Origin of the sequence: Kordiimonas sp. SCSIO 12610 (assembly GCF_024398015.1) — a bacterium.
Classification (GTDB): Bacteria; Pseudomonadota; Alphaproteobacteria; order Sphingomonadales; family Kordiimonadaceae; genus CANLMI01.
Map to the genome: position 1 here is coordinate 2347543 of NZ_CP073747.1, position 22998 is coordinate 2370540.

Annotated in this window: 20 protein-coding genes; 11 read left to right on the top strand and 9 right to left on the bottom strand. The window is 45.5% G+C overall.

All coding sequences use genetic code 11. The annotated features are described in order from the left end of the window. Positions 1–72: 72 nt before the first annotated feature. Positions 73–957 carry a 23S rRNA (guanosine(2251)-2'-O)-methyltransferase RlmB gene (rlmB, locus tag KFF44_RS11090; RefSeq protein WP_255934313.1) on the bottom strand — a complete coding sequence of 295 codons (885 nt, stop codon included), beginning with the start codon at positions 955–957 and terminating at the stop codon, positions 73–75. A gap of 137 nt (positions 958–1094) precedes the next feature. Between rlmB and KFF44_RS11095 the strand changes: the two genes are divergently transcribed. Then, entirely contained in the window at positions 1095–1895 is an 801-nt protein-coding gene (locus KFF44_RS11095; protein ID WP_255934314.1) for a cyclase family protein, read from the top strand. 45 nt (positions 1896–1940) lie between these two features. Here KFF44_RS11095 and KFF44_RS11100 read toward each other — a convergent pair whose 3' ends face one another. The 3 genes from KFF44_RS11100 to KFF44_RS11110 all read right to left on the bottom strand — a co-directional run bounded on the left by KFF44_RS11100 (position 1941) and on the right by KFF44_RS11110 (position 7582). Beyond that, on the bottom strand, positions 1941–2972 hold the full coding sequence (locus KFF44_RS11100; RefSeq protein WP_255934316.1) for a proline racemase family protein: 1032 nt from the start codon (positions 2970–2972) through the stop codon (positions 1941–1943). A 1-nt stretch (position 2973) separates the two neighbouring features. Further along, entirely contained in the window at positions 2974–4188 is a 1215-nt protein-coding gene (locus tag KFF44_RS11105) for a Xaa-Pro peptidase family protein (protein ID WP_255934318.1), read from the bottom strand. Between the two features lie 118 nt (positions 4189–4306). Then, positions 4307–7582 carry a hypothetical protein gene (locus tag KFF44_RS11110; RefSeq protein WP_255934320.1) on the bottom strand — a complete coding sequence of 1092 codons (3276 nt, stop codon included), beginning with the start codon at positions 7580–7582 and terminating at the stop codon, positions 4307–4309. Between the two features lie 311 nt (positions 7583–7893). Here KFF44_RS11110 and KFF44_RS11115 point away from each other — a divergent pair, with 311 nt between their 5' ends. Together KFF44_RS11115 and KFF44_RS11120 are read left to right on the top strand one after the other, a co-directional pair. Beyond that, on the top strand, positions 7894–8601 hold the full coding sequence (locus KFF44_RS11115) for a DUF6134 family protein (protein ID WP_255934322.1): 708 nt from the start codon (positions 7894–7896) through the stop codon (positions 8599–8601). Further along, a complete protein-coding gene (locus tag KFF44_RS11120) occupies positions 8598–9359 on the top strand; it encodes an SDR family oxidoreductase (protein WP_255934323.1) in 762 nt (253 codons plus the stop codon). Before KFF44_RS11115 ends, KFF44_RS11120 begins: the two co-directional genes overlap by 4 nt. A gap of 54 nt (positions 9360–9413) precedes the next feature. Here KFF44_RS11120 and KFF44_RS11125 read toward each other — a convergent pair whose 3' ends face one another. Then, positions 9414–9905 carry a DUF3833 domain-containing protein gene (locus KFF44_RS11125; RefSeq protein ID WP_255934324.1) on the bottom strand — a complete coding sequence of 164 codons (492 nt, stop codon included), beginning with the start codon at positions 9903–9905 and terminating at the stop codon, positions 9414–9416. A 93-nt stretch (positions 9906–9998) separates the two neighbouring features. After that, a complete protein-coding gene (locus KFF44_RS11130; RefSeq protein ID WP_255934325.1) occupies positions 9999–11294 on the bottom strand; it encodes an MFS transporter in 1296 nt (431 codons plus the stop codon). Between the two features lie 354 nt (positions 11295–11648). Between KFF44_RS11130 and KFF44_RS11135 the strand changes: the two genes are divergently transcribed. Both KFF44_RS11135 and KFF44_RS11140 read left to right on the top strand, forming a co-directional pair. Beyond that, on the top strand, positions 11649–12215 hold the full coding sequence (locus tag KFF44_RS11135; protein ID WP_255934326.1) for a sigma-70 family RNA polymerase sigma factor: 567 nt from the start codon (positions 11649–11651) through the stop codon (positions 12213–12215). Further along, complete coding sequence (locus KFF44_RS11140; RefSeq protein WP_255934327.1) at positions 12212–12865, top strand: ChrR family anti-sigma-E factor; 654 nt, start codon at positions 12212–12214, stop codon at positions 12863–12865. Before KFF44_RS11135 ends, KFF44_RS11140 begins: the two co-directional genes overlap by 4 nt. A gap of 69 nt (positions 12866–12934) precedes the next feature. Here KFF44_RS11140 and KFF44_RS11145 read toward each other — a convergent pair whose 3' ends face one another. Next, a complete protein-coding gene (locus tag KFF44_RS11145; RefSeq protein ID WP_255934329.1) occupies positions 12935–14407 on the bottom strand; it encodes an MATE family efflux transporter in 1473 nt (490 codons plus the stop codon). 503 nt (positions 14408–14910) lie between these two features. On the opposite strand from KFF44_RS11145, the gene KFF44_RS11150 reads away from it, so the two are divergent. The 6 genes from KFF44_RS11150 (at position 14911) to KFF44_RS11175 (ending at position 19786) form a co-directional block, all read left to right on the top strand. After that, positions 14911–15513, top strand: a complete 603-nt coding sequence (locus tag KFF44_RS11150) for a DUF1826 domain-containing protein (protein WP_255934330.1) — start codon at positions 14911–14913, stop codon at positions 15511–15513. Then, positions 15510–15641, top strand: coding sequence for a hypothetical protein (locus tag KFF44_RS11155; protein WP_255934332.1), 132 nt, complete (start codon positions 15510–15512; stop codon positions 15639–15641). The genes KFF44_RS11150 and KFF44_RS11155 overlap by 4 nt, the downstream gene beginning before the upstream one ends. A gap of 152 nt (positions 15642–15793) precedes the next feature. Then, positions 15794–17170, top strand: coding sequence for an alkaline phosphatase PhoX (locus KFF44_RS11160; protein ID WP_255934334.1), 1377 nt, complete (start codon positions 15794–15796; stop codon positions 17168–17170). 81 nt (positions 17171–17251) lie between these two features. Beyond that, positions 17252–17923, top strand: coding sequence for an ATP-binding cassette domain-containing protein (locus KFF44_RS11165; RefSeq protein WP_255934335.1), 672 nt, complete (start codon positions 17252–17254; stop codon positions 17921–17923). Continuing rightward, positions 17923–19263 carry an ABC transporter permease gene (locus KFF44_RS11170; RefSeq protein ID WP_255934336.1) on the top strand — a complete coding sequence of 447 codons (1341 nt, stop codon included), beginning with the start codon at positions 17923–17925 and terminating at the stop codon, positions 19261–19263. The genes KFF44_RS11165 and KFF44_RS11170 overlap by 1 nt, the downstream gene beginning before the upstream one ends. Position 19264: 1 nt before the next feature. Continuing rightward, on the top strand, positions 19265–19786 hold the full coding sequence (locus KFF44_RS11175; protein WP_255934337.1) for a DUF3299 domain-containing protein: 522 nt from the start codon (positions 19265–19267) through the stop codon (positions 19784–19786). 84 nt (positions 19787–19870) lie between these two features. Here KFF44_RS11175 and KFF44_RS11180 read toward each other — a convergent pair whose 3' ends face one another. After that, positions 19871–20581 carry a response regulator gene (locus tag KFF44_RS11180; protein WP_255934338.1) on the bottom strand — a complete coding sequence of 237 codons (711 nt, stop codon included), beginning with the start codon at positions 20579–20581 and terminating at the stop codon, positions 19871–19873. Next, positions 20581–22980, bottom strand: a complete 2400-nt coding sequence (locus tag KFF44_RS11185) for a PAS-domain containing protein (protein WP_255934339.1) — start codon at positions 22978–22980, stop codon at positions 20581–20583. The genes KFF44_RS11180 and KFF44_RS11185 overlap by 1 nt, the downstream gene beginning before the upstream one ends. Positions 22981–22998: the final 18 nt, after the last annotated feature.

A 22998-nucleotide genomic window follows, 5' to 3' on the forward strand; every position in this document is an offset into this window, starting at 1 on the left:
TGCCCGATTATTATTTATTGAGCACTTATTTGCCTGCCTTTTATTTGTAAGGTTCCTATTTGCCCAACTCTTTTATTCTTTGGGCGTCCCCAACATTTCATAAAGCGCAATCGCAGCTGCGTTGGAGACATTCAGGCTTTCAACCAGCCCTGTCATCGGAATTTTCGCAATAAGGTCACAGCTTTTTCGAATAAGCGGTCGCATCCCCTTGCCTTCTGATCCCATAACAAGAACGATATTATCTCCCATAGAAATATCACGGATCGACTGATTAGTACCCCCGTCTAGCCCCACATGCCAGTACCCCATATTCTTTAACGTATCGAGGGCCTGCGCCAAGTTTGCAACTTGCACCCACGGAAGCGTTTCAAGGCCGCCCGCAGCGGCGCGTGCTAAAACACCACCTTCAATCGGGCTATATCGGTCCTGCGTTATAATAGCACGAGCACCAAGCGCGGCCGCAGAACGTATACAGGCACCAACATTATGCGGGTCTGTTACCTGATCCAACATCAGAATAATATTTTTCCTATCCGCAAGCGGTTCCAAATCGAGTAAATCAAAACCGGCCAAGGGTCTGACTTCAAGCACGATACCTTGATGCGGACTATCACTGGAAACCAAACCATTAAGGTCATCACTGCTGACTTCTTCTATTTTAAGCGAAGGTTTTAATAGTTCCCGCTTTACGCCCATCAACGCCTTTTTTGTACCCAGCAACCTCAAGCACTCGCGCTTACTATTTTTCAGCGCTGCTTCCACAGGATGGCGGCCATGCAGGAAAATACTATCCTTGCCAAGTGGCTTGATTACCCGTGTTTCAACATGTGCAGGCTCCGACGATGGGCGACGCCCTTGGCTATGGTTGCTATGGGCCTGCTTGCCAGAAGCACTTTTATTCTGTCTGGCCTTAGGGTTAGATCGCTTAGCTTTATTAGGCTGTGGCTTTTTAGCCATAAACTTATCCTGTCATCATGTTCTCTTTGTACCGTTCTATGCCACAAGCGCCTTCACGGTAAAATGATTATATTTATTGACCCAAAAATATACTGATACGGTAACATCCATGAAAAGGGAAAACTGGGAGGCTGGATATGAAAGCACATACTAAAATTTCGGTCGCTGCTACACTGTTTGCAGCTATGTCATTTCAAAGTGAGGCACAGGTCATTGACCTTGGAAAATCAAAGATTGTCGATTTAAGTCATACATATGATGAAAATACTCTCTATTGGCCAAATTCGCCTTCCAAATTTGACCATAAAACACTCGCATACGGCCCAACCGACGCTGGTTATTTTTACTCAGCTTACACTTTTGCAACGCCTGAACACGGCGGTACACATCTGGATGCGCCGATCCATTTTCACAAGGACGGCGATACAGTTGAAAAAATCTCGACAGAGAAACTGGTTCTTCCTGCAATCGTAATTGATATTTCCGAGAAGGCCAACAAAAACCACGATTACCGTTTGCAATTATCAGACATAAAAACGTTTGAAGAAAAACACGGTACGATCCCATCTGGTGCAGCGATTTTACTGCGAACAAAATGGGATCGTTTCTGGCCTGATGCTAAATCCTACCTGGGTGATGATACACCTGGTAAAACAACTGATCTACATTTTCCAAGCTTTGGTGCCGAGGCAACGCGCTTTCTTGTGAATGATCGCGGTGCTGCAATGATCGGGATTGATACAGCCTCAATTGACTATGGACCAAGTCAGGATTTTATCGTGCATCAGATCGTTGCCGAAAAAAACATCCCTGATCTGGAAAACCTAACCGGACTGGATAAACTGCCAGAAACCGGCGCAACGATTATTGCCCTACCGATGAAAATTGCCAAGGGTTCGGGCGCGCCTGTTCGGGTTATCGCGGTGGTACCAGAATAATAACCTAATCACTGACACTCATGGTGATCAAACAAACCCAATACACTAAGTCCAGTTCTGACTGGGCTTAGTGGGCTCAAGAAAGCCATCATACAGCGGATCATCATTTTCAACATGATAGGTACTTTTACCCGCGTAATATCCACGTCCACAAATTTCAGTAATTACGCCACTGGTTCCATTTTCCTCGGCACTTCTAATAATTTCACCATCAAAAGCGACGCCAGAGACACCAGAGAAACTGACCTTCTCCTTTAAACCCACCTGTCCTTTGGCGTGAGCAAGCGCAAGCCTAGCGGTTACACCGCTACCCGTTGGGCTACGGTCTAATTGTGCTTCTGCAAAAAAGCATAAATGATTATTGCATTCGCTCGGTTTCACGCCGTCGTTTTCCGTAACAATCGTACCGTATAAAAACCCAAGGTCCGAAGCGTCAGGACTTTCAATTTTGACCTGTGTACGAATAGTGTCGGTAAGCAAGGTGGCGCGCGCGCGAACCTCGGACAGGTCACTTTTATCCAGATCAAGCCCAAGCTCTTGGGCTGCTATAAATGCATAATAGGCACCACCATACGAAATATCGTACGTTACGTTACCCAACCCATCCAATTCGATCTTTTGATCAAGGCTATGCGCGTAGCCACGTACGCTTTCAAAACTGGTTTGCCCTATGACACCATTTTCAACCTGAGTTGTGACATAAACAAGACCGCATGGGCATTCGAGTACAAACCTGGTTTCTGGTTCAGTGACCTCAACCAATCCTTCATCTAATGCCCACCGACCAATGGCGATCGTCGCGTGTCCACACATTGTGCTATAACCAGAGCAATGCATGAAGAGAACAGCAAGGTCGGCATCAGGATGGCTAGGCTCAACAGGGATAACACCGTACATATCCTTGTGCCCACGAGGTTCCAGCATCAACAAACGCCTGATATGATCGTGATTTTGTTCAGCGTCACGACGTTTTTCTAAAATAGTGTTTCCCTGTAGTTCAGGATATCCACCGGTTACGATACGAACAGGCTCACCAGCGGTGTGCATATCGGTCACTGTCAGATTTAACTGTTCCAATTTATGCCTCGTATCCAAAGGGGTCATCGATTGAATAGCTGGGCTCAGTGAACCATTTAGGCCCGTTGTCGGTCATGTAAAAATGATCTTCCAAACGCACACCAAATTCGCCGTAAATACAGATCATCGGCTCGTTGGAAAAACACATGCCTGTTGCAAGCGGTGTATCGTCGCTGCGAACCAAATATGGCCATTCATGAATATCAAGGCCAATACCATGCCCTGTGCGGTGCGGAAGTCCAGGCACGGCATAATCAGGGCCATACCCTTCCCTCTCTAAATAACTGCGTGCGGCAATATCCGCATCACCGCAGCGCACACCAATTTTTGCTGCGTCAAACGCCGCTAACTGCGCTGTTTTTTCATCGTTCCAAACCTTGCGCTGGCGCTCAGTTGGGGTTCCAAACACATAAGTGCGTGTGATATCACTGTTATAGCCATGAAGCTTACACCCCATATCAATTAAGACCATATCACCGTCTTTTAATATCTGCGGGTCTTTCACACCGTGCGGGTATGCTGTTGCTTCCCCGAACAAAACGATACAAAAACTTGAACCGGCTGCTCCAACAGCTTTATGTGCTTCATTGATAAAGGCAGTAACCTCGGTTGTAGACATGCCTGCTTTGAGTATTTTTGCCGCTGATTTATGAACCTCTAGGGTCATGTCCTTCGCGCGCTGCATCAAGGCAATTTCACCATCGGATTTACACATGCGGCACCCAGCTGTCACGGGCTTGGCATCTACATAATCATAGGTATTTGCTGATTTGCGCATGCCATCAAATAAGAAGAAAGAGGCACTTTCATCAACACCAACTTTGCCAGACACTACACCAAGGCGTTTCAATGTATTGGCAAATAAATCATAAGGACTTTCATCTTCCTGCCATCCATTCACAGGCCCCTTGACAACCATGAAACTCTCAAGCGTACTGATCTCAAAGTATGGAGCAATATACTCAAGAATACCCTCTTTTGTTAGGATTGCCCCGACCATACGTTCGCTTGCATGCCAACTCGTGCCAGTGAAATAGGTAAGACTTGATCCAGCATTCAGGTATATTGCTTCGATATCATTATCGACCATAAGACCACATGCTTTTTCCAAGCGCGCTTTATATTCTGCGTCTGTTATTGGATTTACACCCGCTGTCATATCCTTAAGCTTCGAGAGCTCGGTTTTTATATCCGATCCACCAACACCAATTGTCATCGTTTATCCTTCATATTTACATATGCCTTCAAGCCTAAGCCAACAGTTATAGGCTTGAATTTCAGGTAAAAAATAACCCACCCTAAAAGGTGGGTTATTTTACCATTTTTCCCTCAGTTTATTCGCTTAACAGACTAAGTCCGCTTGCAGCATAGGCATCACGGAACGCCTTAAGATCACCTGCATAAAAGGCGTCAATATCAGCGCGGATAACCTTCAACGCGTTCTCAGCTTTTGTGCGATATACCATAGAAGCTGGGCCAGGTTTCCCTGCATAGCTACCGGCATGGAAGGTCGCGTCACCGATAATCGCCATAACCTTATCTGCGTTATAATGAATGCCCTCTTCCCGTGTCTGCGGTACGATACGGTCCTCAAGCTTTTTAATCGCTTTGGTCACATCGCCCGCCTGTTTCACAAGATCTTTAAGCCCTTTCTTGGCGTCTTCGCCTTCTGCCTTTTTCATTGCGGCTTCGGCAATTGCCTTGATTGTTGCAACATCTTTAGTGGTGGCACGAAGGCGCTTAACAGCCTTAATCGCAGTATCACTAAGGTCACGCATTTCAAGCATATAAGTTCTGCGTTCCTGACGGTCTGCCATTGAATAACTGACACGTGGGTCATCCATAACTTTCAGACTACCCTCAGCCGTGCTTTCACCAAGCGTAAGCTTCACTGTATAATCACCCGGCAAGGCCGTTAAACCGCCAGGCAAATCAGCGTCAGCTTGACGGTCCCGGAGGCTATGTTTACTACCATCTTCTTCCATACCCCATACGATACGGTTAATACCTTTATGGACAGGGCGCGTGAATGTACGAACAAGCTTTCCGGATGCATCAAAGATTTCAGCCTTTACCTTAGCTGGCTTTTTCGCTTTCTTATCTTTTTTGTCCTTATCATCCTTATCTTTATTAGGCTTCCTGTTCGCAGCTTCTGCACGTTTTGCAATTTGACGCTCTTTTTCAGTTTCTGCATCTGGATGCGGAAGATCATCACCAGAGGCCATGAACGTAATCATCGCGCCTCGTGGCTGATTATCACCAATGAAGGCCGTGCTTGCAACAAACCGTGTGCCCGGCGTTTGCTCAGGGTCATACGTGATACCATCAGTTGTCGACAGAAGCTTTAGAGGAGCGTTGAAATCATCCTCGCTAAGGTTTCTAAGGCCAGAATAATCATCAATGACAAAAATTGCACGGCCATGCGTTCCAAGAACAAGGTCATTTTCACGCTCTTGAATAGCCATATCCATAACAGATACCGTCGGCACACCAGCGGTCCATTTCGTCCATTTCTTCCCATCGTTATGAGACACGAACAGGCCAAACTCTGTTCCAAGGAACAAAAGGTTAGGGTCAACATGGTCTTGCTGGATAGAAAGCGCATACCCTTTTACATCATCGGTCGCGATATCCTTCCAACGCTTACCAAAACGTTCAACCTTGTAAACATGTGGGTCTTTATTGCCGCGGCGATGATCATCAAAAACAACATAGGCAACGGATGCATCATGTGGACTTGGTTCAATATGTGGTACCCATGACCCTTTCACGGAACCACGTTTGCTGTCTGCAATGGCTTCCCATGTTTTACCACCGTCTTGAGTTACATGAACACGGCCATCATCCGTACCAACCCAGATAACGCCTTCTTGCAGTTTGCTGGGTGCAATCGCTGTTATGGTTTGCCAGTTCTCAGCGGCAGTAACATCAGCCGTAATACCGCCTGATTTTTTAAAGCGCTGGAGTTCTGGATTGTTTGTTGTCAAATCACCCGAAATCGTTTCCCAACTGTTTCCTTTATCCGTTGACTTATGAAGGAACTGCGATCCGTAATAAATTGTTGAATTATCAAATGGGTCTTGCGCAAAGCCGGAGTTCCAATTGAAACGAAGTTCTGTATCAGGGGTTGGTGGGCTTGGCCTGATATAGCGTCTTTCACCGGTGTGAAGGTTCCAGCGATTGAGCGATCCACCCTGGCTCATACTATAGCCTTTTTTACTGTCATCAGGGTCCGGTGCCGCGTCAAAGCCATCACCAAAACCAATTTCCTGCCAATGGAAATTGCGAATGCCGCCGTTTTCCCAAACTTCTGATGGACCGCGGAAAGAGCCATTATCCTGAAGGCCGCCATAGATATTATACGGTAGATCATTGTCCACATTAATTTGGTAGAACTGAGCGAGCGGCAGGTTCGCAACAAAGCGCCAGGTTTCGCCCTTATCATATGTGATACCAAGGCCGCCATCATTCCCCAAAATCATATGATTGGAATTTGCCGGGTTGATCCATAAACTATGCAAATCAATGTGAAGACCGCGTGGGTTACCACAACAATTTACGCTTGAGATATTTTCAAAGTTTTTCGCGCCATTGTTCGAAACATTTAGTGTCGTTGCGATATTATAAACTGTTTCTTTGTCATTCGGGTCAACGAGCAATTCCATATAGTAGAATGGTCGGTTTGCAATTCCCCTGTCGTTATTAACCTGACGCCAGGTACGTCCACCATCGTCTGAGCGAATGATCGCACTTTTCTTTGCTTCAACCAGAGCGTAAACCGTGTTTGTATCGCTTGGGGCGATTGTAAAAACACTTCGACCCAGATCACCCTTCGGCAAGCCATCTTCTTCAGTAAGTTCTCGCCATGTTTCACCGCCGTCATGACTGACATGAAGGCCTGATCCCGGTCCTCCAGATTCAAAATAATCCGGGTACCTGCGAAACTGCCACATACTGGCAAATAGATTATTCGGGTTTTCGGGATCCATTTTAATGTCGGTTGCGCCAGTTTGCGCGTTTTCACCGGCAAGAACCAATTTCCAGGTCGCCCCACCATCCGTGGTTTTATAGACACCGCGCTCGCCGCCATCAGACCATAAATGCCCCATTGCTGCTACATAAGCGACATCAGGGTTGGTGGGATCAAGTGCAATTCGGTTAATATGCTCACTGTCAGGCAGTCCCATATTTTTCCATGTTTTACCGCCGTCCATGGATTTATAAACGCCGTCACCAACGGAAACCGAGTTACGAACATTTCCTTCACCGGAACCAACCCAAATAATGTCTGGATTGCTTTGGTTGATCGCGAGGGCGCCAATTGATGCCACAGGCTGATCGTCAAAAAGTGGTTCCCATGTTGCACCCGCGTTTATTGAGTGCCACACGCCCCCCGATGCAGAGGCAACGTAGATGTGGTTTGGATCATTTGCGACAACATCGATCGCTGCAACACGGCCTGACATTGTAGCAGGACCAATTGTTCGCGCCTCCAACCCTTTGTAAAGATGACTATCCTGTGCCCCCGCTGGTGCAACAGTACCAATCGTTGCAGCAAGTGCCACCGCGATAATCGCTGATAATGATGATGATCGTTTTTGCCCAAACATTAAAGAAACCCCTCTGATCTGAAATAATATAAGTATGCAGCCCCCACCAGCTATACCGCACCCTATTCAACAATAGTTTTGACTGTCAATGTCAGACGCGTCAAATAGTTTTCCAGAGGCGATAAACAGTTACCCTGAAACCCTAGCCAAAATTTATTTTTCACGGATAGCGTCACATCAAAGAATAATTTTCTATTTCCAACAGTGAAAACTTCTGTAAATATATGGAAAATTCAGTTTTGATTAATAAAGAAACAGGTAAATCTGTCCGACAGTAGCGAACGTAAACAGGGAAACAGGAGCTTAACCTCATGTCGTTTCGTATAGTACCGCTGTTATTGCTTGTATCGAGTTTTTCGCTTTTAACTGCAACATTAGAGGGAAAAGAGCCCTCTGAGGCCGAAATTGAATACGGCCCAGCCATTGCCACAAACAGCTACGAAGTATTGCGCAAAGGCAAGAAAATCGGCACGCACATCATTCGCTTTTATGATCAAGGCGATACCCTAAAAGTCCTCGCTGAAACGAATATGAAGGTCAAAGTTCTCTTCATCACGGCCTTCAAATATAAATATGTCTCAGAGGAAACGTGGCAGAACGGCGAACTTATGGGCGTTGAAACTGCGGTTAACGACAACGGCAAAAAACTGACGACATTGATTAAACGTATCGATGGCGGCTTTCAGGTAAACACGGATGAAGATGAAATCTTTATTGAAGACGAGTTTATGACAACCAATCACTGGACCAAAACCGTTGTAAACTATGATGCGCTCCTCAACACTGTTACAGGCGATATCATGCCCGTTGAAATCAACCCGGATAGCAATGACGAAAAACGTTATCTGGTCCGCGGTAAATTAAATATTGATACATTCTACAACGCAAAAGGCGATTGGCTGGGTATGGAATTTGAACACCCCAAAGGTGGAAGAATTGAATTTCGTTGCCTAGACTGCGAAAACACACCAATCGTAACCGCACCACAGCTAGCGGATAATGCTCAAGCGATATTATGACGCGCCAGCGCGTGATATGGATAACCGGGGCAAGCTCTGGTATCGGTGAAGCACTCGCGCTAGAATATACCCGCCGCGGTAATATTGTTTATGGTAGTGCACGCTCTGCGGACAAATTGAACGACGTGCGGGAAAGATCTAAGTCTGCCAAAGGTACGTTTCATCCTGTTACAGCGGACGTCTGTGACCTTGATGCACTAAAGCGTGCCTATCAATCAATACAAGCGCAAAGCGGCACACCTGATCTTGTCATACTCAATGCGGGCACACACAAGCCCACATCAGCACTAGAATTTTCGTTAGCCGATCATAGAAGCCTGATTGAGATCAATTATATGGGCGTCCTAAACTGCATGGATATTATCCTGCCATCGTTCCTCGAGCGCAGGTCAGGCCAGATAGCGATCGTGTCCTCGGTCGCGGGCTATCGCGGTCTTCCAAAGGCCAGTGGATACGGGGCATCAAAGGCAGCACTGATCAACTTTTGTGAAAGCATAAGGGAGGAACTCAAATCTCAAAACGTTGACTTACGCATGGTTAACCCTGGGTTTGTAAAAACCCCTTTAACCGATTTAAACGAGTTTCCAATGCCGTTCCTTATGCCAGTTGATGATGCGGTTAGAGCCATGATCAAAGGGCTGGAAAGCAAGAAATTTGAGATTACTTTTCCCGCGACCTTTGCTTTTCTTATGAAACTCTTGAGGCGGCTGCCTACATTCATTCATATGGCGATTACGCGTAAAATAGTGGGTAGCTAACCTGCCAATTAGAATTTAAGATCAACAAATGATTGATGATAACGCGTTCAATCCTCAGGGGTTCTTCGCTAAATCCGGGATATCTTTCGCGAAGGAAATGAACACAGTTCCCAGTTTCACTCCCCACCTGGTGACTGTTGCTTTGTTCAGTAAAACTCCATCCGGCTGAAGGAACATCCAGTCATCAAATTTAACTTTCCAAAAATTATCGCCAACCTTTAAATTGAACGTGTATCGCCAGTTAAAACTATTGGCGACAACCTCGCCTTTAGCCGCACCAACAACGCTATCTGTATATCCAATATAACCACTATTGCCCTGCTTCTTTAACTCCCACCGTCTGCATTCTGTTTCACCGTCGGAGTATAAGAAATCTTCGTCTAATACTAATGTTTCCCCGTCCCAAGTGCCTTCAATTTGAACAGTAAACTGGTTTCTAACCTTGCCAAAGCGGTCCTCGAACAATCCATAGGCTCTCGTCTTGCCTTGAAAATAATCTTCAAGCGTAAGTGTAGGGCTGATTGATTTGAAATCTTGGACTGTCATTATCGCACCACAATATAAAGACCATTAATCGTTCAAAGCTGATTTAAGCGTTATCACTTGTCGCTGTATCGCTGGTTCTCTATACAGTTTACGCTAATTTTCGTTGATTAGATCACGCTCAGCGTCCGTGAAAGGGAAGCGCTTCAATAACAAAATTGTTGGTATTTTAAATATAACGGGCAACCCTGCATATAAGATCGCAACAGCAAACGCATACGCTGAATTCTCAAAAATAATTTCTGCCAGTTCAAGAAACCCAAAGGCAAACAAAACTGCAAACGCTAACGCAAGCTTACTGACAACACCCCAGCAGGCAAAATGAATACCGGTTCGATCATATCCTGTTTGGATACGCGACAGATGGGTCAAGTCGGCAAGGATTGACGGCGCCAACACCAATTCCGCCGCCAGCGCAAAGCCTGTTATAATGCACACAATATAGAATGCATAAACGGCACCACTCGGCAGAAATGCCGCCACCGGGAAGCCAAGGCAAACGATAGTAATACTAACCGCCATGATCTGATGCTTGAAGCTGCCTTTTGCAATTAAGTTCCAGAAAGGCATTCCCGCCACCGCAGCAGCAAAATATATGAATATCGAGAGGTTTTGCTCATTTTCAGTCCCTTCCAGCACACTCGAGACATAAACAGGGAACAGTACTGAAGGGATTGCACTTGCTGTTGATGTTAAAAACCAAATACTCAGTATTTTCTTCATCAAAGGCTGGTTAATGACATCCTTAAATACACTAAACTGGATCGCATTTTCATTTGCCTTCAAATCAGTTTGTGCCGCTTCCGGAACAAAAACAATAAGGCAAAGCAAGCTTACAAAACCAAAGGGCAGAATATAGTAAGGAATAGACTGAAGTATCGGGCCTTCGATGATCAAGGGAAGCGATAACGCCGTCAACATGCCAATAAGAGAGAATACTTCCCTAACAGAAACAAACGCGGTTTTGGCATCATACCCATCTGCAATATCAGCCCCTAATGCTAGATAGGGAACCATCACAAAAGTCCAGCCAATGTATAGAATAGCTGACCATAGCCCCAGATATTCTACACTCACGCCCGCACTTGCCGTTGCTAATTGATAGAGTGCGAACCCGGCCACAAGCCCACCTAAAAACATCCAGATTTTCCGGTGACTACCAAATAATGAAAATTTATCGCTTACAAAACCCGCGACTGGGTCACTTACGACATCAAACAGACGCGAAATGAACAAGGCTATACCAACACTCAAAAATCCAAGCCCCAAGTCTTCTGCATAATATTCAGGAAGAAACACCGCAAACGGGATCAAAGGAAAGGATAAAGCTATGGAAGGCAACCCGTAAAAGAAGAGATGAACCAAGCTAGGCTTGCGGCGTTCGGTGTTCATAGTTAGGACCCAATTCCTTCGTTAAAGCGACACTTCCTGAAGTCAGAATTCTCACTCGTCGATTATATCCGTAGCAATAATGTTCAACGTCAGTGACCTGTCAACATTCGCAAAAATTATGAATGCACACAATTCGTACGCATGCCCACGGTGGCCAGATCATTAGTCTTGAATAGTTAAATTTTTCAAGACCTTGATCTATTTCATCCACTATTCCGTAAAGACTTTATGCAAACAGTAAGCGTTAAAATTAAAAGCCAGTCACTATCCTCTCGTTTGGATACAGTTCAAAGCTTGACACCAGCCAAGCCTAATGTGAAACATTGCGGTATGCACAACCGCAAGGGATCGATAGTGGCATTAAATTTAAAAACTGACTCTGTCACTCATGAGGACCTTGTCCTCAGGATCGCCAAAGAGCGAGATCGTGCAGCCTTCAAGCAGTTATTCGCGCACTTTGCACCCCGTGTAAAATCATACCTGCTAAAATTGGGTTTGGATGACCATAAGGCAGAAGATTTAGCACAGGATGTTTTGGTTACCGTTTGGGTTAAAGCAGAGCAATTTGACCCGAAAAAAGCAAAACTTTCCACTTGGATATTCAGGATATCCAGAAACAAATTTATTGATTTAACCCGAAAACAGAAATACCCGGAAGTCAACGCTGATGACCATCTGCCAGATATGGTAGCACCGGAGGAAACAGACAGACCAGTAGAAGCTATGCAAACGGCTTCCATTGTCGGTTCTGCCCTTACAAAGCTAAACCCAGACCAGCAGAAAGTGATTAAACTTTCATTTTATGAAGAAATGTCACATTCGGAAATTTCAGCACATCTTTCGCTACCGCTTGGAACCGTGAAATCCAGAATAAGAATGGCGTTTCAGGCACTACGTAAAGAGTTAGGAGAAAAAGAATGAAACCACATGGTCTCATTCCAGATGAATGGCTTTTGTCCTATGCCGCAGGTGCACTAAGCGAAGCGCATGCACTTTTGGTAGCCAGCCATGCCGAATATCACCCAGAGCTTAAAAGCAAGATCAAGGATGCGGAAGACATCGGCGGTAGCATGATGGATGAATTCGAGCCATCTGACATAAACCAGGATGCCCTGGATAACGTGTTCGCACGGATTGACGCATTGCCTGCTGACACTCCGGTGGACGTTACTGACAAATTTGATAGTAACCTGCCCTTACCTTTAGCAAATTACCTTGATGGTGATTTAAGTGACCTAAAATGGCGTATAATGGGGCCAGGAATGTCGCAAGTTCGCCTCTGGACAGGCCCGAATGATGAACGTCTTTGGCTGCTTAAGGCTCGCGGTGGTACAGAAATCCCTAAGCATGATCACTCAGGGAACGAAATGACTTTAATCCTGCAAGGAGGTTACCGCGTTGGTGATAAGCATTTCACTGTTGGTGACCTAGAGCTCGCCGATAATGAAATGGTTGAACATCAACCTATCATCGATGAAGGGGAAGACTGCATTTGCCTTGTGGTAACTGAAGCCCCAATCAAACTGCACAGTTTCATTGGCCGCATGATGCAGCCATTCATTGGCCTCTAAGTCCTGATAAGAAAATCAATAATTTCCGCACCTACTCTCATACAAGGGTAGGTGTATTTCGTTTTGGCATTATTCGGACTGTTCAATAATGTCTTTCGACGAATAATTGAATGTACGTGCTGAGGAATATGGCATCAACTGCGGCTGGTCGTTATCAGCCGTTTCCATTTGTGCTTTGCGCTGATCATTGTTGCGCCTTGCTGCAACCACCTTGTCGATCGTATATAGGCAAAAAATAACGCCGACAAATCCAAAGATTGCTGCCCCAATGGCTTGTCCGATCAACACACCTTCTGCCCCGTACAATTTTGACCCATAGTATGCAAAGGGAATGGTTCCGATCGTTGCTTTCCCCACATTAAAGAAGGTTGCTCTAAGGGGGTGACCAAGGTTGTTAAACGCAGCATTCGAGAGGAACAGGATACCAAGAAACATGGTCAACGGCACAACCCAATTACAAAATACTCTTATCATCGCGCCAGCGTCTTCACTCGCACCGAACAGAGCAATAATCATATCCTGACTGAGATAAAAAATCGGCCATAGAATGACGGTATAGCCGATAATAAACTTTAATGAAGCGTAGATACTCTCTTTTACCCGATCATACTCTTTTGCGCCTAAATTCTGACCAATGATGGGACCAATTGAACCTGAGAGCGAGAAGAACAAAGCAAATGCCACAGGGGTTATTCTGGCGACAATGGTATTACCCGCGATTGCGGCATCGCCGAACATTGAAATTTCAGTAATTACATAAGCGTTCCCAATCGGCGTAGCGATATTCGTGAATATGGCAGGCATCGCAACCTTAAGCATCGGAGACAGGTTCCGTTTAAAAATCCTGAAATTGATCCGAATACCGAGATCATGTTTCCTAAAAATCAGATATAGCCCAACGCCTGCAAGCGTAATGCGTGCAGAAACAGAGGCTAGTGCCGCGCCCTGAATATGCAGATCGAGACCGAAAATAAAAATAGGATCAAGCACCAAGTTAACTGCGCTACCAATCAAGGTTACCATCATAGCGCCCTTTGCGTCACCGACGGCGCGCAAGACCCCTCCTGTACTCATGCCAAGGCCAAGAAAGCCAAGTGTCGGCAACAGGATTTGTAGATAATCCATAGCAAGCGAATGTGTGCGCCCGGCTGCACCGAGCATTTCAAGGATCATCGGAGTGAGCGGAAAGATAACAATCGATGTTGCGATCGCAATAATCGCGCTAAAAAACAGGGCTGTCATAACGACTTGCCTTGTTCTACGATCTTTGCCTTCGCCCACAGCTTTTGCTGTTACAACACCCGTTGCAATCGAAAGTCCGATAGAAATAGACGCTGTAAAGAATAGAATAGTTCCCGCGTACCCGATTGCCGCAGCCAGCTCTGTTTCACCCAACAAACTCAGGAAATACATATCAGCCAAATCGACAAAAAATAGCGCCAGCAAGCCGATACCGCCGGTCACACTCATGACCACAATATGGTTAAAGATAGACCCCGAAGTAAATCTTGAATGGACTGTTTTTTGTCTGCTGTCAGCCAACTGGGGCTCCATTTTATTAGACAATACTATTGCGTAGGATTGAATATGCTTTTTCTATTTTTGTATTTCAGACGTTATAGGTGGACAATTTAGTATGACACGAACTTTTTTGATCAGGTAATCTGTTACACATCGCTGAAATTAAATTTTATTCAATAAATTCAACACCCTAAGGTCCATTTTTTGAAAAAGGTTTACATGATCAAAATTCCGTCAACACAAGTAAATATAAGAAAACTGATCGATTTATAAATTTCCAATGACACCCCTAAACGGTCTGGCCCGAGATCGATTCCCTATCATTAGAAATTCAACTATCCCACCTCGTCGTTACGTAGTCCAACAAAGCCTGAGAGGCACCTCCCAGACAATTTAAAGCCATGAAAACTAAAGGCAATCACCGTGGCCAATATGAAAAACAGAGCTTTATCAGATAAACACTTTCTTTCTAAAAATGTTATGGTATACCATATACAAAATTAATTAATGGCAAAGTCAAACCCATGATTTTAGAGACAAGCGCAGTAGCGTCGGATCACGCGAGCGTCTTTGGCGATATCCAAAGCGCGAACTGCAATTTGTGTATTTGGCAAAGGCCACCGCCGGTAACAGCATCGAACCTCCTCGATATGGAACCAAAAAGCTTTCGATTACTTGTGGGCCCAAACACGATCGAGTCCAGGCTACGCTTGGCTATACTGCAAGCAGGTTATAGTTTATCTAAGCCGACATCGGACCTTATCGATGATATCCTTCAACTTTATGATTTATTTCGACCACATACCGATACGCCTGAGATGCAGTTGCGTCTAGAAATCATCGACGATGATGCATGCAGGAAATTTCACAGCGATTTTGTCAAAGTTCGATTGATCACTACCTATATCGGCCCCGGCACTCAATGGTTGGATATAAGTGCAAAAAGCCAACCAGGTGAAATCGAACCAGAAATGATCAATGAAATGAGCGCTGGTGACGTTGGAATTCTAAAAGGACGTCAATCCACCGACAACCCTGCCATTCACAGATCACCACCGATTAGTGGTACTGGCAAAAAACGACTAGTTCTTGTTCTAAATCCTGCGGATGAGGACTGGTGGTCATGATTTCTATGGTTACAGTCGTCGCAAATTATAAACAGAGAGCCTTCTTTGCAAAATTCCCTGAGGTTCTCGACAATAAGCTCGGTCAAAACGAGCATTATACCCAAGATCCAAATCACATTCTTGAGTAGTTTTACTTCTCCCACTCTCAGACATTCCAAAAATGATATTCCCACCCATCACTTTATGGAGTTGTCTGGGAGAGTTTTTTTAGGATACACTAGGATAAATACTTTTTGCGATTATTGGAACCAATAGCACACCCAATGCCGAGGCGATCACTATGGATATAAATCGACGTCATTTCACCCTTCTTGCAGCTGCTTTTGCCTTTAGTGGATTAGCGAAATGCACCAATGCCCGTGAACAGAACATGTCACAAATAGTTAAGGGCTACGGCGACCTAATCCCTGATCCTGACGGGCTGCTCGATCTACCAAAAGGGTTTTCTTATGAAATCATTTCCGCTTTCGGCGAAACCATGGATGACGGGCTAAAAGTACCAGACGCAGCCGACGGTATGGGCTGTATACCATTATCGGATACTTCTGTAGCCCTGATCAGGAACCACGAACTTAGAGTCAATAAATATGAAGAAGGCCCACAAACCGAAACAGTGAGCAAAATTACGAAAGCATTTGATTTCATTGAAGATGATGACCTGGCTTTACCTGGTGGCACCAGTACACTCATTTATGACCTCGAACAAAATAAAGTAACACGGCAGTTCCTAAGCCTTTCGGGCACAATTCGTAACTGTGCTGGCGGCGTTACTCCTTGGGGTAGCTGGCTAACCTGCGAGGAAGATGTTACAAAAGCGGGCGACGGTGTCACCAAAGACCACGGCTGGGTGTTTGAAGTTCCAGCCAGTTCAGAAACACTGATAGACCCGGTCCCCTTGAAGGACTTGGGGCGTTTCAACCATGAAGCCACCGCAGTAGACCCCGAAACCGGTATCGTTTACATGACGGAAGACCGGGATGACAGCCTGTTTTATCGTTTCATACCTGATACTTACGGCAAGTTGAACGAAGGTGGACGTTTGCAGGCGCTTGGGTTCAAAGACACTTCAATACCCTCTGATAGCCGTAACAGTGATACGCTTGTCTGGAAAACTGGTGATTGGCAGGATGCGATTTGGATCGACCTAGAGGATACCCACAGTCCTGAGGACGACCTTCGTAATAGAGGTCATGCCAAAGGTGCCGTTATCTTTGCTCGCGGCGAAGGTATTCACTGGGGTGATGATGAACTCTATTTTTGCTGTACTTCCGGCGGTGAAGCGGGCCTGGGACAGATCATGCGCTACAAACCTTCACGAGATCAAGGGCTTGAGAATAAAGGCGCGAGCACAGGAAAAATTCAACTGTTTCTGGAATCAACTGACCCAACACACTTTAACTTCGGTGATAATTTAACGATCGCAAGCAATGGACATCTATTTGTGTGCGAGGACCAATATAGTTTCCTACCTGAAAATCATATTCGCGGTGTAACCAACAGCGGCGCGATCTATGACTTTGCCCGTATCCGCGTCGATACGGAACCCGCGGGGGCATGTTTTTCACCGGATGGTTCGATATTATTTGTTAACCTCTACAGTCCTGCAAAAACACTTGCAATCAAAGGCCCTTGGGCATCCGTATCAGAACAAGCTTAACGGGAAACGCAGTTCTGTTTCATGCAAAATCATGTTATGGACATGGGATAACAACCATGTCCATTTTTGAGTTTTGATATTATGACCACCAAAACACCCTTGATTGATATCGTCAGCCTTCGCCATGCATTCGGGCAGAAGGAAGTCCTGTCAATCGATCAATGGTCAATGATTAAAGGTCAAAACCAATTGCTGCTTGGTCCTTCAGGAAGCGGCAAAACCACTTTCCTTTCGATCATTACGGGCCTTTTAAAGCCGACAAGTGGCGATGTTTTCATTCATGCTGAAGGCAATGACCACAAGCTACCTCATGAACAAATTGAAAAACATATAGCAACGTTATTCGGGATTGTGTTTCAGGACCATCATTTAATATCAAGTTTGAACCTGGAAGATAATCTAAGACTAGCGCAGCAACTGTCGCAGAAAGGCATCGACAATGAGTGGTCAATGCACCTGCTCGAAAAATTGGGCCTATATTCAAGGCGCAAGGACAAGCCTGTTGCCTTCAGCCGGGGCGAAATACAGCGTGCTGCAATTGCCCGCGCTGCGGCAACAAGGCCTGCTATTTTAATTGCTGACGAACCGACCTCCGCGCTTGATGACCGCAATAGCGAACAGGTTATGGATATCCTAACGGATTTATCATCACATGCTGGATCAACATTATTGGTTGCAACACACGATAAGCGAATAATGCCTTATTTTTCAGAACATTTGAAACTCAAGCACCATGCCGATGGGGGCCAATAATGTGGATTGCATTTAAGCTTACCTGGGCAAATCTGATCAGCCGACCATTATCAAGCTTGCTCACCATCATAACGCTTTCTGTTGCAGTCGCATTGATATCGCTTTTATTGCAGTTTTCAGCCATCGTTGAAGAACGACTGGAGAAAGACACTGCAGGCATTGACTTAATCGTAGGGTCCAAGGGTAGCCCACTTCAGCTTATTTTATCTGCGCTGTTTCATGTTGATGTTCCCACAGGCAATATTCCCCTTGCTGATGCACAGCCGATCATGAAACACCCAATGATCAAAAGCGCTACACCGCTCGCCCTCGGTGATAGTTTTCGTGGCTTTAGGGTTGTCGGCACTACACCAGACTTCATTACCCTGTATGGCGCTAAACTGACTGACGGACGCGTTTGGGAAAGTGCACAGGAGGTGATCATTGGATCCCGCCTTCAAAAAGAATTGGGTTTGGGTATAGGGCAGCAGTTTGTGACTGCCCACGGCCTCAACATATCTGACGGTGACATAAATCAGCACGCGCATGCCCCCTTTGAGGTTGTTGGAATTTTGGAGCAAACCAATAGTGTCATTGATCGCCTAATCGTCACCTCCGTAGACAGTGTATGGCGCGCACATGGCACCCTGCCGGATCACGAGCATCATGATGATAATGAAGGGCACCACGAAGCTGACGATATTCACGAAGATCAAGATGCACACGATGAACACCAAGATGAACACGAAGAGCATGACACACATCAAAACCGTGATGGAGAGCTAACAAATCTCAGAACTATCGACCCGGATGATTTGGAAATCACAGCCCTTTTAATTCAATATAGAACCCCTATCGCGGCCGTAAGGCTTCCCCCAACCATCAACAGCCTCAAAGGCATACAAGCCGCAGTTCCCGCTATCGAAATTACCAGACTGTTTCGTCTTTCAGATGGCCTCGTGAACAGTACACAAATTCTAGGTTTCTTATTGGTCTTGATCGGCGGACTTGGTATTTTCGTTACCATGAGCAACACTGCAGCCCAGAAGGCGTATGATATTGCGTTACTACGGTCGATGGGCGCCCGGCCAATTATAATCATGCTTCAACAGATAATCGAAGGCAGTATAATCGCCGCTTTAAGCGGTATTACAGGAGTAGCATTTGCCCATAGCCTGCTATTTTTCGCATCACAAATTTCTGCCCCCTTGCAGACAATCGGAATTGATGGTGGATTATTTTCCAGTTCCGAATATTATCTGTTCTGGGCAACATTACTGATAGGCATAATCGCCTCGGCGTGGCCCGCGATTAAAAACTACAGATTGGACCCAATCATCCTACTTCAGAGAGGTCGTTAAAATGAATATTGTTCAGAGTTTCATCATTACGACGATTTGTGTGCTTGGATTATCTATCACATCGCACGCCCAATTCTTTAAGCAAGAACGTGGCCTCGACCTTCTTGATGATGGGGAAACGCAAATCTGGCTCCCCGCACCACCACCGCCCGGAGCAATCGATTGGAATATATTGATTGATGTCGAAACCCGCGAAGAAGTTGTTGATGATTTTATCCAAGCCATTCCAACCTTCCCAGCTCATGTGAAGGTTCTTGATAAAACAACGGTTAAACTAAACGGCTATATGTTGCCCCTTGAAGCGGGTGACAAACAAAGTCATTTCATCCTACAGGCCTTTCCCCATTCATGTCCTTTTCACCTGGCTGGCGGCCCCGGCGGCTACGTTGAAATCATGGCAGATATTCCGATAGAGTTCTCTTATGAACCTGTTTTGATTGAAGGATATTTTCAATTACTTGAGGATTTTTCAGGCGGCGTGTTTTATAGGATTAGCGCGGCAAGAGTAGTCAAACAAAAGTAAACTCAAAAATTTCATCCAAGTTTCTAAGCGGTTTTCGTTCATTCAGGGTTGGCTAACCTATGCCTTATGACTGAACAAAAATCATTAGCCATAGACATACCCAAGGCCATGAACTGTTCTTATTACCGAGGGCTTTGATGGATCAGTTTCAATCTTGCGACGAAGCCTTGAAATACGCAAATCTATTGATCGGTCAAAAGGCTCCCAACCTCTATCATGCGCTTGCTCCAACAGCTGATCTCGGCTTAATACTCGCCCCCTATTCTCAGCAAAAACACAAAGCAGCCTGTATTCCATTGCAGTGATCGGAATTGGCTCGCCTTGCCGATCATATAGTTTCGCTGTTCCCGTATCTAGGCGACAACCGCCAAAATCTATGTCGCCCTCATTTTTACTGCCCTGGTGACTATCACCTTGTGGCACTTTACCCCGGCGAATTGCCGCTTTCACCCGTGCCTGTAATTCCCGAAGGTCCACGGGCTTAACCAGATAGTCATCAGCCCCAAGTTCCAAGCCCAATACTTTGTCAACAATTTCGCCAGCTGCCGTCAACATCATAACTGGAACATTTGATCCTTTTCGTATCTCCCGCAAAGTCTCTAAGCCATCAACGCCGGGCATTCGAACATCCAGAATAATGAGGCTAGGTTCACTGGCACCCAGAAGCGAATTAAGAACGGATGCATTTTCTGCTTCATCCACCTTGTAACCACATTCCCCAAGATGATCTTTCAACATTTTACGGATTGGGGCTTCGTCATCACAAACAATGATATGATCTGCGGATACCTGCATCAATGCACCTCATCATTAGGTGATAATAGCGAAACAAGTTCCATGAGTTCTTCATTCAAAATCGGCTTTTCAATATGAGGGCGACCTGACATTTCAAAAAACTTCATGACTTTTTCACTCATCGCATCACCGGTGATAAATCCAATTCTGTCTACACACTCAGGTGCGATTACCTTTAAGGCCTGATAAAAATCTTCGCCGTCCATACCCGGCATTTTAAAATCACTTAATATAAGATCAAAGGTCTGGCTTTCGAGGATATTCAGCGCCGATTGCGGGCTAGTGCTTTGCATCGGCTGGAAGCCCTGTTCGGATAAAAGGTCGTAAATCAATTGCGCAACGCCCTCCTCGTCATCAACAATCAATACCGTCTTTTGTTTTGGCCCCTCGTCCATTTCTTCCGATACAGTTGCCGAACATATATATTCCTCTGACGCAGGTAATATCACTTTGAACATAGCCCCCTCGCCCGGCCTTGATATAAGCGTCAGTTCACCGTCATAACTGGTAATAATCCGGTGACTGAATGCCAAGCCTACCCCCGTTCCTTCACCAACTTCCTTGGTCGTGAAAAAGGGTTCGAAAATCCTGGTTTGTATTTTTTCAGGAATACCAAGGCCATTATCCTTAATCTCAACAATAACGCGGTCCGCTTTTTTATCGAAATACGAACAAATACTAAGCTGACCTCTATCCCCCAGATCTTTCAGGGCATGCCCCGCATTGACGATAAGGTTACTGAAAACTTGTGCCATTTGATCAAAGTCTGCATCGACAAGCGGAAGGGCTTGATCAAGGTTAGTATAAACCTGAGTTCCGTTCGCTTTAAGGCTATAGCTTGACACTTCCAATGCTGTATTAATGGCATCATTCAGTGAAAACGCGACCGTTTTAATTGGCCGTTGCCGGGCCATTGCCAAGAAAGTTTTAACAATTTTTGCTGCGCGCTCTGACGACTGGCGGATCAAGCCGATACGCTCATTAATGACAGGATCATCAACCTTGTCTTCCAACATCTGTGCGTATCCAAACACAACCGACAATGGGTTGTTTAATTCATGGGCAACACCAGCCAAAAGTTCACCAAGCGCAGACAATTTCTCATTTTGATGTGATATCGCTTGCTGTCTTTCAAGCTCTTTTTCAGTTTCAATCTGCTTTGTAACGTTTCGGCATGATAACAAATATCCGCCTAACTCCGTCGCATGGGACGATCCCACAAGATAACGCCCATCGGCAGTTTCCAGTTTCAATCCCTTTGTATAAGACATTATCGCATTCAGAACTGAAGCAATGAATTCAGGGCGTGTCACCCCCTCGGGCCATGAATAAAAACCCCTGTCAATAAGGCTGTTCAGAATGTGACTGGCGTGATCACCGAACTCAGGCCTGTTGGTGCCCCAATAAATATCTGCCCAAGCCTTATTGGCAGCAACAAACCGCATGTCTTTGTCATAGAGGCATAGACCTTCATCAAGCGAGTGAATGGCATCCAAAAGCATAGTCTGTGCTTTTGCTTCGCTGTTTCGCTCCTCAGTAATATCAAGCAGGGTAATCAAATAACCACCAAGGCCTGTTCGTTTTATCGAAACCCGCAAGACCGCGCCGTCTCTGCGGTGAAAATCCATATTTTCGTTATAATTTTTTAACTGGTTTACGGTCGCGGCTGCAAATTCATGAATGGAGGTCCCCTCAGGCGACTTGAAATACTCATATAATCTGCGCGCAAAATCATAAGCGCTTTCACCCACGCTGGGACCTTGTTCACCAGGCGGTAGCTGCATATCGATATATTGCTGATTACACAGAATAAACCGCAAATCTTCGTCCCATAGGGCTACCCCTTCCTCGAGAGCACCAACAGCATCATTGATTGTCTCCAGTTTCTTCTCGGCAGTCTTTTCAACTTCTTTTCTATCTGTAATATCGCGGAAACTTAATAAATACCCACCCAGTGACGTTTGGCGCGACGACACACTCAGGTGCCTGCCATCAGCGCGTTCCAATTCAAGTTCCAAGGTACAGGACCGTATAAAATTACATATAAATTTCGCCATTCCCTCGGCATTTGTGCCAATAGGTGCTACAAAAAATCCAGAGGAAAACACCTCTTTCCCTATTCCAAAGGCACTTTCCCCTGACCTTAGGGCACGGAAGTCATCCGGAAACGCGAGCTGATTATATTGACGATTACAGAGGACAAAGTTCAGGTCCTTATCGTAGAGAGCGATCCCATCCTCCATGGCCTCAAAGATATCTTCGAGTAACGCACTAGAGGCATCACCGTGCGAGTGGGAAAAATGCTTATCTAACCCCTTTAAATTCGACGTTGCAGATACCTTATCATCAACCATCAAGAATAAATCACGATTGTCTTTACCAATAGCTTCTATCTTCATCTTAAACGCCATCACTGT

Bases quoted from the DNA above. Each gene is read 5' to 3' on its own strand.
- KFF44_RS11150 (WP_255934330.1), top strand. From the start codon at position 14,911: ATGATTTTAGAGACAAGCGCAGTAGCGTCGGATCACGCGAGCGTCTTT.
- KFF44_RS11140 (WP_255934327.1), top strand. From the start codon at position 12,212: ATGAAACCACATGGTCTCATTCCAGATGAATGGCTTTTGTCCTATGCC.
- KFF44_RS11160 (WP_255934334.1), top strand. From the start codon at position 15,794: ATGGATATAAATCGACGTCATTTCACCCTTCTTGCAGCTGCTTTTGCC.
- KFF44_RS11180 (WP_255934338.1), bottom strand. From the start codon at position 20,581: ATGCAGGTATCCGCAGATCATATCATTGTTTGTGATGACGAAGCCCCA.
- KFF44_RS11110 (WP_255934320.1), bottom strand. From the start codon at position 7,582: ATGTTTGGGCAAAAACGATCATCATCATTATCAGCGATTATCGCGGTG.
- KFF44_RS11130 (WP_255934325.1), bottom strand. From the start codon at position 11,294: ATGAACACCGAACGCCGCAAGCCTAGCTTGGTTCATCTCTTCTTTTAC.
- KFF44_RS11170 (WP_255934336.1), top strand. From the start codon at position 17,923: ATGTGGATTGCATTTAAGCTTACCTGGGCAAATCTGATCAGCCGACCA.
- KFF44_RS11125 (WP_255934324.1), bottom strand. From the start codon at position 9,905: ATGACAGTCCAAGATTTCAAATCAATCAGCCCTACACTTACGCTTGAA.
- KFF44_RS11120 (WP_255934323.1), top strand. From the start codon at position 8,598: ATGACGCGCCAGCGCGTGATATGGATAACCGGGGCAAGCTCTGGTATC.
- KFF44_RS11175 (WP_255934337.1), top strand. From the start codon at position 19,265: ATGAATATTGTTCAGAGTTTCATCATTACGACGATTTGTGTGCTTGGA.
- KFF44_RS11095 (WP_255934314.1), top strand. From the start codon at position 1,095: ATGAAAGCACATACTAAAATTTCGGTCGCTGCTACACTGTTTGCAGCT.
- rlmB (WP_255934313.1), bottom strand. From the start codon at position 957: ATGGCTAAAAAGCCACAGCCTAATAAAGCTAAGCGATCTAACCCTAAG.
- KFF44_RS11115 (WP_255934322.1), top strand. From the start codon at position 7,894: ATGTCGTTTCGTATAGTACCGCTGTTATTGCTTGTATCGAGTTTTTCG.
- KFF44_RS11105 (WP_255934318.1), bottom strand. From the start codon at position 4,188: ATGACAATTGGTGTTGGTGGATCGGATATAAAAACCGAGCTCTCGAAG.
- KFF44_RS11155 (WP_255934332.1), top strand. From the start codon at position 15,510: ATGATTTCTATGGTTACAGTCGTCGCAAATTATAAACAGAGAGCCTTC.
- KFF44_RS11165 (WP_255934335.1), top strand. From the start codon at position 17,252: ATGACCACCAAAACACCCTTGATTGATATCGTCAGCCTTCGCCATGCA.
- KFF44_RS11185 (WP_255934339.1), bottom strand. From the start codon at position 22,980: ATGAAGATAGAAGCTATTGGTAAAGACAATCGTGATTTATTCTTGATG.